General features: G+C 58.5%; 17 protein-coding genes. 9 read left to right on the plus strand and 8 right to left on the minus strand.

Translation table 11 applies throughout. The annotated features are described in order from the left end of the window. Nucleotides 1-15: 15 nt before the first annotated feature. The 3 genes from ahpF to ACM110_RS06350 all read right to left on the minus strand — a co-directional run bounded on the left by ahpF (nt 16) and on the right by ACM110_RS06350 (nt 3,488). Nucleotides 16-1,581, minus strand: a complete 1,566-nt coding sequence (ahpF, locus tag ACM110_RS06340; RefSeq protein ID WP_416127086.1) for an alkyl hydroperoxide reductase subunit F — start codon at nt 1,579-1,581, stop codon at nt 16-18. A 127-nt stretch (nt 1,582-1,708) separates the two neighbouring features. Further along, on the minus strand, nt 1,709-2,272 hold the full coding sequence (gene ahpC / locus ACM110_RS06345; RefSeq protein WP_007975937.1) for an alkyl hydroperoxide reductase subunit C: 564 nt from the start codon (nt 2,270-2,272) through the stop codon (nt 1,709-1,711). Between the two features lie 289 nt (nt 2,273-2,561). Further along, complete coding sequence (locus ACM110_RS06350) at nt 2,562-3,488, minus strand: site-specific integrase (protein WP_416127087.1); 927 nt, start codon at nt 3,486-3,488, stop codon at nt 2,562-2,564. A gap of 177 nt (nt 3,489-3,665) precedes the next feature. Here ACM110_RS06350 and ACM110_RS06355 point away from each other — a divergent pair, with 177 nt between their 5' ends. Next, nucleotides 3,666-4,661 (plus strand): DNA-binding protein, encoded by a 996-nt coding sequence (locus ACM110_RS06355; RefSeq protein ID WP_416127088.1) that lies wholly within the window; start codon nt 3,666-3,668, stop codon nt 4,659-4,661. Nucleotides 4,662-4,765: 104 nt separating this feature from the next. Here ACM110_RS06355 and gorA read toward each other — a convergent pair whose 3' ends face one another. Then, on the minus strand, nt 4,766-6,124 hold the full coding sequence (gene gorA, locus ACM110_RS06360; RefSeq protein WP_416127089.1) for a glutathione-disulfide reductase: 1,359 nt from the start codon (nt 6,122-6,124) through the stop codon (nt 4,766-4,768). A gap of 129 nt (nt 6,125-6,253) precedes the next feature. Then, nucleotides 6,254-7,093, minus strand: a complete 840-nt coding sequence (gene galU / locus ACM110_RS06365) for a UTP--glucose-1-phosphate uridylyltransferase GalU (protein ID WP_003182953.1) — start codon at nt 7,091-7,093, stop codon at nt 6,254-6,256. Between the two features lie 289 nt (nt 7,094-7,382). Between galU and ACM110_RS06370 the strand changes: the two genes are divergently transcribed. Together ACM110_RS06370 and ACM110_RS06375 are read left to right on the plus strand one after the other, a co-directional pair. Next, complete coding sequence (locus ACM110_RS06370) at nt 7,383-7,571, plus strand: hypothetical protein (protein ID WP_053160755.1); 189 nt, start codon at nt 7,383-7,385, stop codon at nt 7,569-7,571. Between the two features lie 139 nt (nt 7,572-7,710). Beyond that, on the plus strand, nt 7,711-7,992 hold the full coding sequence (locus ACM110_RS06375; protein ID WP_338580574.1) for a hypothetical protein: 282 nt from the start codon (nt 7,711-7,713) through the stop codon (nt 7,990-7,992). Between the two features lie 11 nt (nt 7,993-8,003). Here the strand turns inward: ACM110_RS06375 and ACM110_RS06380 are convergent, their stop codons facing one another. Continuing rightward, nucleotides 8,004-8,234, minus strand: a complete 231-nt coding sequence (locus tag ACM110_RS06380; RefSeq protein WP_416127090.1) for a hypothetical protein — start codon at nt 8,232-8,234, stop codon at nt 8,004-8,006. Between the two features lie 72 nt (nt 8,235-8,306). After that, the gene (locus ACM110_RS06385) at nt 8,307-8,663 is read right to left on the minus strand and encodes a hypothetical protein (RefSeq protein WP_416127091.1); all 357 of its coding nucleotides are present in this window, start codon (nt 8,661-8,663) and stop codon (nt 8,307-8,309) included. Nucleotides 8,664-8,876: 213 nt separating this feature from the next. Between ACM110_RS06385 and ACM110_RS06390 the strand changes: the two genes are divergently transcribed. The 5 genes from ACM110_RS06390 (at nt 8,877) to ada (ending at nt 12,029) form a co-directional block, all read left to right on the plus strand. Next, on the plus strand, nt 8,877-9,179 hold the full coding sequence (locus ACM110_RS06390) for a DUF1883 domain-containing protein (protein WP_007912251.1): 303 nt from the start codon (nt 8,877-8,879) through the stop codon (nt 9,177-9,179). Between the two features lie 29 nt (nt 9,180-9,208). Continuing rightward, the gene (locus tag ACM110_RS06395; protein ID WP_191630475.1) at nt 9,209-9,382 is read left to right on the plus strand and encodes a hypothetical protein; all 174 of its coding nucleotides are present in this window, start codon (nt 9,209-9,211) and stop codon (nt 9,380-9,382) included. Nucleotides 9,383-9,502: 120 nt separating this feature from the next. Further along, nucleotides 9,503-10,207 (plus strand): 2OG-Fe(II) oxygenase, encoded by a 705-nt coding sequence (locus ACM110_RS06400; protein WP_416127092.1) that lies wholly within the window; start codon nt 9,503-9,505, stop codon nt 10,205-10,207. Between the two features lie 5 nt (nt 10,208-10,212). After that, entirely contained in the window at nt 10,213-10,878 is a 666-nt protein-coding gene (alkB, locus tag ACM110_RS06405) for a DNA oxidative demethylase AlkB (protein ID WP_416127289.1), read from the plus strand. Between the two features lie 86 nt (nt 10,879-10,964). Further along, nucleotides 10,965-12,029, plus strand: coding sequence for a bifunctional DNA-binding transcriptional regulator/O6-methylguanine-DNA methyltransferase Ada (gene ada, locus ACM110_RS06410; protein WP_416127093.1), 1,065 nt, complete (start codon nt 10,965-10,967; stop codon nt 12,027-12,029). Between the two features lie 83 nt (nt 12,030-12,112). Here ada and ACM110_RS06415 read toward each other — a convergent pair whose 3' ends face one another. Continuing rightward, entirely contained in the window at nt 12,113-13,096 is a 984-nt protein-coding gene (locus tag ACM110_RS06415; protein WP_416127094.1) for an MDR family oxidoreductase, read from the minus strand. Nucleotides 13,097-13,204: 108 nt separating this feature from the next. On the opposite strand from ACM110_RS06415, the gene ACM110_RS06420 reads away from it, so the two are divergent. Continuing rightward, nucleotides 13,205-13,384 carry a hypothetical protein gene (locus ACM110_RS06420; RefSeq protein ID WP_416127095.1) on the plus strand — a complete coding sequence of 60 codons (180 nt, stop codon included), beginning with the start codon at nt 13,205-13,207 and terminating at the stop codon, nt 13,382-13,384. Nucleotides 13,385-13,407: the final 23 nt, after the last annotated feature.

A 13,407-nucleotide genomic window follows, 5' to 3' on the forward strand; every position in this document is an offset into this window, starting at 1 on the left:
TTTCAGCGTCCCGGTTTACGCCGGGGCTGACGTCCGGATCAGGTGGTCGAACGCACTGAGGGAAGCCTTTGCGCCCTCGCCCACCGCAATCACGATCTGCTTGTACGGCACGGTGGTCACGTCGCCAGCGGCAAACACGCCCGGCAGCGATGTCTCGCCACGCGCATCGACGATGATCTCGCCGCGCGGTGACAACTCGACGGTGCCCTTGAGCCAGTCGGTGTTCGGCAGCAAACCGATCTGCACAAAGATGCCTTCGAGGTTGATCGTGTTGAACTGACCTGAATCGCGATCCTTGTAGACCAGACCGTTGACCTTCTGGCCATCACCCTTCACTTCACTGGTCAGTGCGCTGGTGATGACATCGACGTTCGGCAGGCTGAACAGTTTGCGTTGCAGCACCGCATCGGCGCGCAGCTTGCTGTCGAACTCCAGCAGCGTGACGTGGCTGACGATGCCCGCCAGATCGATTGCCGCTTCAACGCCAGAGTTACCGCCGCCGATAACCGCTACACGCTTGCCCTTGAACAGCGGACCGTCACAGTGCGGGCAGAAACATACGCCTTTGGCTTTGTATTCCTGCTCGCCCGGCACACCCATTTCGCGCCAGCGTGCGCCGGTGGCGAGGATCAGCGCCTTGGTTTTCAGGGTGGCGCCGCTTTCGAAGCGGACTTCGTGCAAGTCACCAGGATTCTTCGCCGGAATCAGCGCAGTGGCACGCTGCAGATTCATGATGTCGACGTCGTACTGCTTGACGTGCTCTTCGAGGGCGCTGGCCAGTTTCGGCCCTTCGGTTTCCTGAACCGAAATGAAGTTTTCGATCGCCATGGTATCCAGTACCTGGCCACCAAAACGCTCCGCCGCGACACCGGTACGAATACCTTTACGAGCGGCATAGATTGCCGCCGCTGCACCTGCCGGGCCACCGCCGACCACCAGCACGTCAAAGGCTTCTTTGGCGCTGATCTTCTCGGCTTGGCGTTCGATACCACTGGTGTCGAGCTTGGCGAGGATTTCTTCCAGGCCCATGCGACCCTGGCCGAAGTTTACGCCGTTAAGGTAGATGCTCGGCACCGCCATGACCTGACGCTCATCGACTTCGGCCTGGAACAGCGCGCCGTCGATAGCGACGTGGCGAACGTTCGGGTTCAGCACCGCCATCAGGTTCAACGCCTGGACCACGTCCGGGCAGTTCTGGCAGGACAGCGAGAAGTAAGTCTCGAAGTTGAATTCGCCTTTGAGCGAACGGATCTGTTCAATGACTTCGACACTGGCCTTCGAAGGGTGGCCGCCGACTTGCAGCAGGGCCAGCACCAAGGACGTGAATTCGTGGCCCATCGGGATGCCGGCGAAACGCAGGCTGATATCGGCACCCGGGCGATTGATCGAGAACGACGGCTTGCGTGCATCGTCACCGTTGTCGATCAAGGTAATTTGGCTGGAAAGACTGGCAACGTCTTTCAGCAGTTCAAGCATTTCCTGGGATTTCGCACCGTCGTCGAGAGAAGCAACGATCTCGATCGGCTGGGTGACCCGTTCCAGGTACGATTTCAACTGGGCTTTAAGATTGGTGTCCAACATACGGGCGATTTCCTTGAATTTTTGAGACAAAAAAACGCCCGAGCGAATCTCGCCCGGGCGTTTTTATTGGGCGGTGCAGCTTGCTTAGAAGGTGCGGAAGTCCGCCCTGATGAAGCGCGTCACAGACTTAGATCTTGCCGACCAGGTCCAGGGACGGAGCCAGAGTGGCCTCGCCTTCTTTCCACTTGGCTGGGCAAACCTGGCCTGGGTGAGCAGCGACGTATTGAGCAGCCTTGATTTTGCGCAGCAGCTCGGAAGCGTCACGACCTACACCGCCATCGTTCAGTTCAACGATTTTGATCTGGCCTTCAGGGTTGATCACGAAGGTGCCACGGTCAGCCAGACCCGCTTCTTCGATCAGCACGTCGAAGTTGCGGGAGATGGCGTGAGTTGGGTCGCCGATCATGGTGTACTGGATCTTGCCGATGGCTGGCGAAGTGTTGTGCCATGCAGCGTGGGCAAAGTGAGTGTCGGTGGAAACGCTGTAGATCTCGACGCCCAGCTTCTGGAATGCGTCGTAGTTGTCAGCCAGGTCTTCCAGCTCGGTTGGGCATACGAAGGTGAAGTCTGCTGGGTAGAAGAAAACGACAGACCACTTGCCTTTCAGGTCAGCGTCCGAGACTTTTACGAAGTCGCCGTTTTTGAATGCGTCAGCTTTGAACGGTTTTACTTGGCTGTTGATGATAGGCATCGTTGACTCTCCGTCAGGGGTTAAGAAGTTGATGGAAAGAACTTTACCTATCCAAACGCTCGATAGCTCATTGGCAAACCTCATGCTGCTGATTGGCTTTCGCTATTAGCCAACTGTATTAATAGAAGAAAATGGTATCTAGGATTTTTGTAGCAGCTGGCGAAGCCTGCGTTCGGCTGCGCAGCAGTCGTGAGACCAGAACTCGCGCTGTGTCAGGCAAAACCGCGCCGGATGACTCTACGACTGCTTCGCAGCCGAACGCAGGCTTCGCCAGCTGCTACAAGTCGCGTCAAGTTTCGGCGAGGTGCGTCATGCCCAGAAAAGGACTGGCTTCTATGTAGCGCATGGCGGACTTCATGTCCTTCCAGCCCACATAGCTCATCAACGATTTCAAATCCCAGCCAGCCTGATGCGCCCACGAGGCAAATCCGCGACGCAAGGAATGGCTGGTGTAGTGCTCGGCAGCAATCCCCGCGCGCCCGAGCGCCTGACGCAACAGTGGAATCACGCTGTTGGCGTGCAGTCCCTCTTCACTCAGATGCCCCCAGCGATCGATGCCGCGAAAAACCGGCCCGCGTACCAATGCAGCTTCGCAGATCCAGTCGATGTAGGCCTGCACCGGGCACAAGCGCTGCAAGGCCGGCGTCTGGTAAGTCTTGCCGAGGTTTTCGCGATCGCTCTTGCTGCGCGGCAGGTACAAGGTGATGCCGGAACCGGCGTGGGCTTGCACATGGTCGACCTGCAATCGACAGAGCTCGTCACTACGAAAACCGCGCCAGAAGCCCAGCAGAATCAGCGCAGTGTCACGCTTCGCTCTAAGCAAACCGGGCCGATCGCCTTGAGCCCTGGCGGTTTGCGCTTCCTGTTCCAGCCAGGCAATGACTTGCTCCAGCTGTTGAAGCTGCAACGGATGCGCCTGCTTCTCCTGAGCCGGATGCAGCGCACGAATACCCTTGAATACCTTGCGCACGACCGGCGCCTTGGTCGGATCGGCAAAACCCTGGCTGTTGTGCCATTGCGCCAACGCGGACAAGCGCAGCTTCAAGGTGTTGATCGACAGCACGCCCGCGTGCGCGACCAGATAGCGCGCGACGCTGTCACTGGTCGCCGGTAGGAAACCACCCCACGTCACTTCGAAATGCTCGATGGCCGCGCGATAGCTGCGACGGGTGTTGTCGCGCGTCGCGGCTTGCAGGTAACGATCCAGCTCTGTCATGGGTCCAACTCTCGAATGCGTACTGCTTTTACCCGTAAAAGTGGTTTTTTGGCGTTTCACACGGGGTAATACCAGTATATCCCGTGTTAATACGGTGTCGTATTTATCTTTTTAATTTGAATGGTACAATGTGTATTCGCGTAATACGTACCACATCACGAAATCGTAGGAGTAATCATGGCCCGTGGCGGTGTAAACAAAGCAGTGGTTCAAGCTGCACGAATGGCAATCCTCGCCCGCGGCGAAAACCCGACCATCGATGCAGTACGCATCGAAATGGGCAATACCGGCTCGAAAACCACGATTCATCGTTACCTGAAAGAGTTGGATGACAGCACTCCGCGTGCTGAAGCAGAACCCGCAGAACCTATCGATGACGAACTGATGGCGCTGGTATCACGACTGGCGCAACGCTTGAAGGAACAGGCGCAAGAGCCGATCGATCAAGCCCGCGAACAGTTCGAGCAGCAGCGCAAAACACTGGAAACGCAGTTGGCGCAAGCCGAGGAAGCCAACACCGAATTGCACCAGCAGTACGAGATTCAGAGCCTGGCGCTGACCCAGGAATCGGAGGCACTGCACGAAACCCGCGCCAGTCTGCAAACCGAACAAACCCGTAACGCCGGGCTGAATCAGGCACTGGCCGATTTCGAATTACGCTTGCAAGACAAGGACGAGCAGATCCGCTCGCTGGAAGAGAAACACCTGCATGCCCGCGATGCACTGGAGCACTACCGCAACGCCGTCAAGGAGCAGCGCGAGCAGGAACACAGTCGCCATGAAGGTCAGGTGCAGCAGTTGCAGATGGAGTTGCGTCAGGCGCAACAGAGCGCCTTGGTGCGCCAGGATGAAGTCACCCAACTGCACCGCGATAACGAGCGTTTGCTGACCGAAAACCGTGGCACGCTGCGCGAGTTGAGCTTGATGCAAGAACAGCTCAAGCAGAGCAACAGCCGTCAGGATCAGCTGCTGGAACAAGCCACCCGAGTCGATGGCGAACGCACCCTCCTCCAGGAACGCCTGCGCGTTGCGTTACTGGAAAGTCAGGCGCTGAAACAGAACATCGACGAGCAGTCGCAGATCAACAAGTCGCTGGAAATCGAATTGACCAAGACCCAGGAAGCCCTTGTAGGAGCGAGCCTGCTCACGAAAGACGTGAACGATGACACGTAAAACCTGATACCCAGCGGCGCCTGTGGTTTTCTCGCGAGCAAGCTCGCTCCTACGGTAAGGCAGGCGTTGCGTCTGCTGTCACAGTCAGACGCAACGAGTGACGATTAACCAGCGACAGGCGTGCGCATGGTGACGAACTCTTCGGCGGCCGTCGGGTGCACGCCGATGGTTTCGTCGAAGTGGCGCTTGGTAGCGCCAGCCTTCAAGGCGATCGCCAGGCCCTGAACGATTTCACCGGCATCCGGACCGACCATGTGGCAACCCACCACCTTGTCGGTCTTGGCATCCACCACCAGCTTCATCAGCGTGCGCTCCTGGCATTCGGTCAAGGTCAGCTTCATCGGCCGGAAGCGGCTTTCGTAGACCTGCACTTCATGGCCAGCTTCGCGCGCCTCTTCTTCGGTCAAGCCAACGGTGCCGATGTTCGGCAAGCTGAACACCGCCGTCGGGATCATCTTGTAATCCACCGGACGATATTGCTCAGGCTTGAACAAACGTCGTGCCACTGCCATGCCTTCGGCCAGTGCAACCGGCGTCAACTGCACGCGCCCGATCACATCACCGAGGGCGAGGATCGACGGTTCGGCGGTCTGGTACAACTCATCCACTTCGACAAAGCCTTTCTTGTCGAGCTTGACCCCGGTGTTTTCCAGCCCAAGGTTGTCCAGCATCGGACGGCGACCGGTGGCATAGAACACGCAATCGGCCTCGAGCTGACGACCATCCTTGAGCGTGACTTTCAGGCTGCCGTCGGCCTGTTTGTCGATGCGTTCGATGTCGGCATTGAATTGCAGGTCCATGCCGCGCTTGGTCAGTTCTTCCTGCAAATGCTTGCGCACCGCGCCGTCGAAACCGCGCAGGAACAACTCACCGCGATACAGCAGCGTGGTCTGCGCGCCCAGGCCATGGAAAATCCCGGCGAACTCGACCGCGATGTAACCACCGCCCACTACCAGCACACGCTTGGGCAGCTCTTTGAGGAAGAACGCCTGGTTCGAACTGATCGCATGCTCATGCCCCGGAATCTCCGGGATCTGCGGCCAGCCGCCAGTAGCAATCAGGATGTTTTTCGCAGTGAAACGCTCACCATTGATTTCGACCGTATGCGGGTCGACGATCTTGGCGTGACCTTCATGCAAGGTCACGCCGCTGTTGACCAGCAGATTGCGGTAGATGCCATTCAGGCGATTGATCTCGCGATCCTTGTTGGCGATCAGCGTCGGCCAATCGAACTGCGCCTCGTCCAGGGTCCAGCCAAAACCTGAAGCCTGCTCGAAATCCTCGGCAAAGTGCGCACCGTAGACCAGCAGTTTTTTCGGCACGCAGCCAACGTTCACACAGGTCCCGCCCAGATAGCGACTCTCGGCCACGGCCACTTTCGCCCCGAAACCCGCTGCAAACCGCGCAGCCCGCACACCACCAGAACCGGCACCAATCACATAAAGGTCAAAATCGTAGGCCATTTTCAATCTCCTCGGCAGACGATCAGCATACCTGCGGACGTCTGTTGGGCAAGCGTTGCGAACGTTATTGGGGCGGAAAATGAAAAAGCCACCCGAAGGTGGCTTTTCAATACTGTCAGGTCAAAAGCTTTAGTAAGCCTTACCCGTCTTGTAGAAGTTCTCAAAGCAGAAGTTGGTCGCGTCAATGTAGCCTTCGGCGCCGCCGCAGTCGAAACGCTTGCCTTTGAACTTGTAGGCCATTACGCAGCCGTTCTGGGCTTGTTTCATCAGGGCGTCGGTGATCTGGATTTCGCCGCCCTTGCCTGGTTCGGTCTGTTCGATCAGATCGAAGATGTCCGGGGTCAGGATGTAGCGGCCGATGATGGCCAGGTTCGATGGCGCATCCTCCGGCTTTGGCTTTTCAACCATGCTGTGTACGCGGTAGATGTCGTCGCGGATCATCTCGCCGGCGATCACGCCGTACTTGTTGGTCTCTTGCGGATCGACTTCCTGGATGGCCACGATCGAGCAGCGGAACTGCTTGTACAGCTTGACCATCTGGGTCAGTACGCCGTCGCCTTCGAGGTTGACGCACAAGTCGTCCGCCAGCACTACGGCGAAAGGTTCGTCGCCGATCAGCGGACGGCCGGTCAGGATTGCGTGGCCCAGGCCTTTCATTTCGGTCTGACGGGTGTAGGAGAACGAGCACTCGTCCAGCAGCTTGCGGATGCCGACCAGGTATTTTTCCTTGTCGGTGCCTTTGATCTGGTTTTCCAGCTCGTAGCTGATGTCGAAGTGGTCTTCCAGGGCGCGTTTGCCGCGACCGGTGACGATGGAGATTTCGGTCAAACCGGCATCCAGTGCTTCTTCGACGCCGTACTGGATCAGTGGCTTGTTTACCACCGGCAGCATTTCTTTGGGCATGGCTTTAGTCGCTGGCAGGAAGCGAGTACCGTAACCGGCTGCTGGGAACAAGCATTTCTTGATCATATAAGTCCTTGAAAGGGCTGTGTGTACGAGTTTCGGCGCAGTCTAATCAGGCGGCGTGCACCTTACAATGCCCCGCGCTGGCTAACCGATGTCAACATAGAGAAATATTCTCGCGGATAGTTCCGCACGGGCCAGCGCAGATCGCTGCGCGGCCCCTTATTGATAGCAGAGACCGGCAGACTTGCACGGTTATCAATTGTCAACAATCGCACCACCCTACACCCATCGGCACCCGCCATGTGCGTTTGGCGCTATCATGCGCACTTGAACCAGCCAACGAGGCAGATAGATGTCGGCAGCAAAAAGCGTCAACGGGTACCTGATCAACAAGGCGAAAGACGGCCAGTGGTGGGTAGACAGCGTCGGCGGCGAGAATATCGCCGGGCCTTTCCCTTCCGAAGCGATGGCGATCGAGGTGGCATCGGTGTTGCAGCTTGAACACCCGGAGCCCAAGCGCCGCGGCAAGGACAAGAACTGACGTCAGCCGACGCGCCCACAGCCCTGCCATTGCGCAGGGCTTTTTTTTGCGAATACGTGCAGGAAGTGGCCTTTGGCTATAACCTTTTGCCCGCGGCGCTGTCACAGGCTTTGCCCACCACTATGACGACGACAAACACATGACTAGATTTTTGCCACTGATTGCAGTTCTGGCCCTGAGTGGCTGCGCGACGTCCGAAACCACTTACCTGAACAACGGCGAGCAAGGCCTGGCCATCGATTGCTCCGGAGAAGCCAATTCCTGGGCAACCTGCTACGAAAAAGCCGATGCCTCGTGTGCCGGCACCGGCTACCGCATCGTAGGTACCGATGGCAGCCCGGCGCCAGCCGAAAGCGACAAGACCCTGGGGGTCGATGTCGGCAACTACAAGAACCGCAGCGTGGTGGTGGTCTGCAAGTAGGGGGCCCTGCCCTACATGTGGATTTCGGCGAATTTGATCCCGAGGCCGCGCACGGTTTCGATCAATTCGTCGACGCTCGTGAAGGATTCGACTTCGTCGTTGTCATCCACCAGGAAAAAACTGCGACCGGCGCTTTTCTTGAAAAACACGATCCACTCCCCGGAACTCGCCGGATTCTGAATCACATGGGTGGTGCAGATTTGACCCTCTGCATGGCACTCCCGTACCCGCTCTCGCTTCATGCCCGACTCCAGAAATGACAATGCCGCCAAAGCAGCGCTTTGACGGCATGTGTGTTGAATATCGCTAGTCTATCAGCCGGAAATGCACGCGGTCGCGGCATTGCGCACATCCCAAGGGCGCAGCGGCACATTGGAGATGCGTTCATGGAGCTTGATCGCGCTGCCGCCGGAGCGCTCTTCGATGTCAAACACGGCGGCCGGCCCCGATGAGAGCTTCTGCGGCACGATCACCCGAACGCCGTCTTTCTGCGGTTCGATTTGCAGGGCGCCGCGGCTGTCGGCGAGTTTTTCGCTCAGGCATTGCGCGTACTCATGGGGTTTCTTGCCGGAAATCACGTTCATGGTCGGCAGCGACTCGTTGATCTCCGAAACACTTGCGCAACCACTTGTCGCCAACGCCACTGGCAGGACCCACACACCCCACTTCATACGAAACCTCCGATAAAGACCCTCCGACAGCGCCATTGCGGTTTTTCTCCGAAGACGAGCGCATTTATTGCGCTTCGAATGCCGAATAACTGTTTTTAATTGTCAAACCGCCTCACCGCAGCCGGATAATAACGCGCTGAGGCTGATAAACTGCGCCCCATCGCCCATTGCTATCGTTTTGATTTTGTAGAAAAAGCCCTTCTGGAGGCGCCCATGAAATTTATTCACCAGCGCGAGCACCTCAACGAAGACGACATCGTCGTCATTCAATGCTCGCAAATGTGCAACATCCGCTTGATGAACGACGCCAACTTCCGCAGCTTCAAAAATGGCGGCCGCCACACTTACCACGGCGGCGCGTTCGACACGTTCCCGGCCCGCATTACCGCGCCGAGCACCGGTTTCTGGAACATCACCATCGATACGGTCAACCGTCGTGCGATCAGCGTGACCCGCAAGCCGACCCTGACTCACTCGATCAAGATCATCCGTCGCTCCAGCACGAAACTCAGCTGAGTAACGCCCCCACACGCAGACAGACAGGTATGACCGTGGCTCAAACGACCAAGTACGTCATCAAATACAAACTCAACGGCGAACGCCGTTTCGAGTTCGCCCAACTCGAAAACGGCACTGCCGAAGAAGCCAAGGCAGCCTTGGACGCCATCCATGGGCAGGACGACGTGATCAGCGAAATCAGCGTCAGCAAAGCGCTGTAACATCCGCCCGGAGCGACAACATGGACGTCTGCTCCCTGGGAAAATTCGACCGCAAGTGTCGGAGTGTTGGCACCCTCAAGGCCTCCTAGACTCGCCACCTCAACAACGTGAGGCCCGGCAATGAGTGAACAATATCTGGACAGACTGGACTGGCCCCTGCTGGAACAGCAACTCGATCAGGACGGCTGCGCGATCATCCCGTCTCTGTTGAGCCACAAGGCCTGCGATGAAATCAGCGCCTTGTATGCCCAACCCGAACCCTTTCGTTCGCAGGTGATTATGGCCCGCCACGGTTTTGGTCGCGGCGAGTACAAGTACTTCAAGTACCCCTTGCCGAGTCTCGTCGGCCGCCTGCGCAGCGCGCTCTACCCGCGACTGGTGCCGATTGCCAATCGCTGGCAAGAGCAGATGGACCTGCCAGTCCGGTTCCCTGAAAGCCATCAAGACTTCCTCGAACGCTGCCATGCCGCAGGTCAACAACGCCCGACACCGTTGTTGCTGCAATATGGGCCACAGGACTACAACTGCCTGCATCAGGACCTGTACGGCGAACACGTATTCCCGCTGCAAGTGGCGATTCTTCTGTCAGAGCCGGGTGAAGATTTCACCGGTGGCGAGTTCGTGTTGACCGAGCAACGCCCGCGAATGCAGTCGCGCCCGCAAGTCATCGGCCTGAAGAAAGGTGACGGCTTGATCTTCGCGGTCAACCAGCGCCCGGTCAAAGGCGTGCGCGGTTATTATCGAGTGACGCTGCGCCACGGCGTCAGTCGCCTGCACAGCGGAAAACGGCATACCCTTGGCATCATCTTTCACGACGCGTCATGAGCACCATGAATCCGACGACCTTCGACCTGTTTGCCGATGCCGAGCCTGAGCAACAGCCCCGGCGCGAGCAGATCGGCGAACAATCCTACGTTTTGCGAGGCTTTGCCCTGCCGTGGCTGGAGCGCTTGCTGCCTGCCCTGGAGTCGGTGCTGGCCGCTGCACCGTTTCGGCAGATGATCACGCCCGGCGGCTTCACCATGTCGGTGGCCCTGAGCAGTTGCGGCACCTGGGGCTGGACCACCGACCGCAGCGGTTATCGCTACAGCCGCAACGATCCGCAGACCGGCCTGCCCTGGCCGCCAATGCCCGACGTCTTCTTCGAGTTGGCACAAGCGGCGGCACGCGAGGCCGGGTTCAGCGGTTTCGTGCCGGACTCCTGCCTGATCAACCGCTATGTCCCCGGCGCGAAAATGTCGTTGCATCAGGACAAAGACGAAAAATCCTACGCTGCGCCTATCGTTTCGGTGTCGCTGGGCTTGCCGGCGATGTTCCTGTTCGGTGGCTTCGAACGCAGTGATAAAAGCCAGCGAGTGCCGTTGCTGCATGGCGATATCGTGGTCTGGGGCGGCGTGGATCGACTGCGTTATCACGGCGTCTTGCCGATCAAGGATGGCCAGCATCCACGCTTTGGCGAACAGCGGATCAACTTCACTTTTCGGACTGCGCGATGAACCCGGGAGTTTGACCGCAAGCGCCGGAGTGTGGGAGTACTGGCCGGTGGTTAATCTGCGGCAAACGGGTCAACGGATGTAAAGCCATGACAAGCCAATCGAAAAAAGTCACCACCGAAAACGATCCACGCTGGGCCGCCGTCGTCGCTCGCGATCCGCAGGCGGACGGGCTGTTTGTCTACGCGGTGAAAACCACCGGGGTCTACTGCAATCCCAGCAGCCTGTCACGCTTGCCGAAACCACAGAATGTCGAATTTTTCGACAGCGCCGAGCTTGCCCAGGCGGCGGGTTATCGTCCGAGCAAACGCACGGCAAAGGATCAAAGCGACATCGCCGCGCAACACGCCGCCACCGTGGCCGCCGCTTGCCGCCAGATCGAAACCGCCGAGGCGTTGCCTTCGCTGAACGAGCTCGCTGAAGTCGCAGGGCTGAGCAGCTTTCACTTTCATCGGGTGTTCAAGGCTGTCACCGGCCTGACGCCCAAAGGCTACGCCGCCGCCCATCGCTCCCGCCGGGTGCGCGAACGGCTGGCGGATGGCATTTCGGTGACGGACGCTTTGTACGATGCCGGTTTCAACTCCAACAGTCGCTTCTACGAAGCGGCGGATCAGGTGCTGGGCATGAAACCCGCTGACTACCGTGCTGCCGGGCAGAACAACGACATTCGTTTCGCCGTCGGTCAGTGCTCGCTGGGAGCGATTCTGGTGGCGCAAAGCGAACGCGGGGTGTGCGCGATCCTGTTGGGTGATGATCCGCAGCAACTGGTCTGCGACCTGCAGGACAAGTTTCGCCGAGCGAATCTGATTGGTGCCGATCAAGACTTTGAGCAACTGATCGCGCAGGTTGTCGGCTTCATCGAGGCCCCGGCCCTCGGCCTTGACTTGCCACTGGATGTGCGCGGTACGGCGTTTCAAGAGCGGGTCTGGCAAGCGCTAAAAGAGATTCCTGTCGGCAGCACCGCCAGCTACGCCGATATCGCGCAGCGCATCGGTTCGCCGAAAGCCGTTCGCGCCGTGGCGCAAGCCTGCGGCGCGAACAGTCTGGCAGTGGCGATCCCTTGCCATCGCGTGGTGCGCAGCGATGGCAATCTTTCGGGGTATCGCTGGGGAGTGGAGCGTAAACGGCAGTTGCTGGAGCGCGAAACGCAGTAAATCAAAAGATCGCAGCCTGCGGCAGCTCCTACAGGGAACGCATTCTTGTGTAGGAGCTTGCCGCAGGCTGCGATCTTTGCTTTTTAGCGATTCACATCCACCACAACCCGTCCGCGCAATTGCCCGGCCAGCAAGCGCGGAGCGGCTTCGATCGCTTCGCTCAAACCGATTTCGTGGCTGATCAGCGGCAGAAGATTGAAATCCAGATCCTGAGCCAGACGACTCCACGCTTCTACGCGTTTGGCCTTCGGTTGGGTCACGCTGTTGATACCCGCCAGGGTCACGCCGCGCAAAATGAACGGTGCGACGGACGCCGGGAAGTCCATGCCCTGCGCCAGACCGCACGCCGCGACAGTGCCGTTGGCTTTGGTGCTGGCACAGGCGTTGGCCAGGGTGTGGCTGCCAACCGAATCGATGACCGCCGCCCAACGCTCCTTGGCCAGCGGCTTGCCCGGTTCGGAAAGCGTGGCGCGATCGATGATTTCGCTGGCGCCCAATTGCTTGAGGTAGTCGTGCTCCGAGGTGCGGCCGGTGGACGCAACCACTCGGTAACCCAACCGGCTCAACAGTGCGATGGCAAAACTGCCGACGCCGCCATTGGCGCCGGTGACCAGGATTTCGCCTTGCTCGGGCGTCACGCCGTTGTGCTCCAGCGCCAGAATGCACAGCATCGCCGTGTAACCTGCGGTGCCGATGGCCATGGCTTGCGCAGCGGTGAATGCATCGGGCAATGGAATCAACCAGTCGCCATTGAGGCGGGCTTTCTGCGCCAAACCACCCCAATGCCCTTCACCAACACCCCAGCCATTGAGCAGGACTTTGTCACCGACCTTGTAGTCCGGATGCTCGCTGACTTCGACAGTCCCTGCCAGATCGATCCCCGGCACCATCGGGAATTTTCGCACCACCGGGCTGCTGCCAGTGATTGCCAGGCCATCCTTGAAGTTCAACGTGCTGTACGCCACTCGCACCGTCACATCGCCCTCGGGCAATTGATCTTCATTGATCTGTTGCAGTGTCGCCCGGTAACCGCTTTCGTCTTTGTCGATCAAAATACCTTGGAACATGACTGCCTCCTGGTGGGATCACCCGTTGTGGTTTGAATTAAATACCACATCGCAAAAAAAATACCGTACTCGACTTTAAGCCAATTCGCCGATCCGCCGGGTTTTTCCATGACCTGCGGCTATGCTTTTTTCGCGACCCTGAAATGCCGCCTGAACGGGGCCGGTCAGGTCGGCGCCTCCTACAACTCGCGCACCGGCGTAGCTGCGGCAGGCCGGCGCGGCGCCGTCCACAACGTCTATACCGGCAACTACATCGACGCTGACGGGCAACATCGGGGGCAAACATGACTGGCCTTGGGTCAGTCATTGCT

The sequence above is a fragment of the Pseudomonas sp. NFX98 genome (assembly GCF_047784845.1).
In the GTDB taxonomy this organism is placed as follows: Bacteria; Pseudomonadota; Gammaproteobacteria; order Pseudomonadales; family Pseudomonadaceae; genus Aquipseudomonas.

Coding starts and splice junctions, on each gene's coding strand:
- ahpF (WP_416127086.1), bottom strand. CDS start 1,581: ATGTTGGACACCAATCTTAAAGCCCAGTTGAAATCGTACCTGGAACGG.
- ahpC (WP_007975937.1), bottom strand. CDS start 2,272: ATGCCTATCATCAACAGCCAAGTAAAACCGTTCAAAGCTGACGCATTC.
- ACM110_RS06350 (WP_416127087.1), bottom strand. CDS start 3,488: ATGACAGAGCTGGATCGTTACCTGCAAGCCGCGACGCGCGACAACACC.
- ACM110_RS06355 (WP_416127088.1), top strand. CDS start 3,666: ATGGCCCGTGGCGGTGTAAACAAAGCAGTGGTTCAAGCTGCACGAATG.
- gorA (WP_416127089.1), bottom strand. CDS start 6,124: ATGGCCTACGATTTTGACCTTTATGTGATTGGTGCCGGTTCTGGTGGT.
- galU (WP_003182953.1), bottom strand. CDS start 7,093: ATGATCAAGAAATGCTTGTTCCCAGCAGCCGGTTACGGTACTCGCTTC.
- ACM110_RS06370 (WP_053160755.1), top strand. CDS start 7,383: ATGTCGGCAGCAAAAAGCGTCAACGGGTACCTGATCAACAAGGCGAAA.
- ACM110_RS06375 (WP_338580574.1), top strand. CDS start 7,711: ATGACTAGATTTTTGCCACTGATTGCAGTTCTGGCCCTGAGTGGCTGC.
- ACM110_RS06380 (WP_416127090.1), bottom strand. CDS start 8,234: ATGAAGCGAGAGCGGGTACGGGAGTGCCATGCAGAGGGTCAAATCTGC.
- ACM110_RS06385 (WP_416127091.1), bottom strand. CDS start 8,663: ATGAAGTGGGGTGTGTGGGTCCTGCCAGTGGCGTTGGCGACAAGTGGT.
- ACM110_RS06390 (WP_007912251.1), top strand. CDS start 8,877: ATGAAATTTATTCACCAGCGCGAGCACCTCAACGAAGACGACATCGTC.
- ACM110_RS06395 (WP_191630475.1), top strand. CDS start 9,209: ATGACCGTGGCTCAAACGACCAAGTACGTCATCAAATACAAACTCAAC.
- ACM110_RS06400 (WP_416127092.1), top strand. CDS start 9,503: ATGAGTGAACAATATCTGGACAGACTGGACTGGCCCCTGCTGGAACAG.
- alkB (WP_416127289.1), top strand. CDS start 10,213: ATGAATCCGACGACCTTCGACCTGTTTGCCGATGCCGAGCCTGAGCAA.
- ada (WP_416127093.1), top strand. CDS start 10,965: ATGACAAGCCAATCGAAAAAAGTCACCACCGAAAACGATCCACGCTGG.
- ACM110_RS06415 (WP_416127094.1), bottom strand. CDS start 13,096: ATGTTCCAAGGTATTTTGATCGACAAAGACGAAAGCGGTTACCGGGCG.
- ACM110_RS06420 (WP_416127095.1), top strand. CDS start 13,205: ATGACCTGCGGCTATGCTTTTTTCGCGACCCTGAAATGCCGCCTGAAC.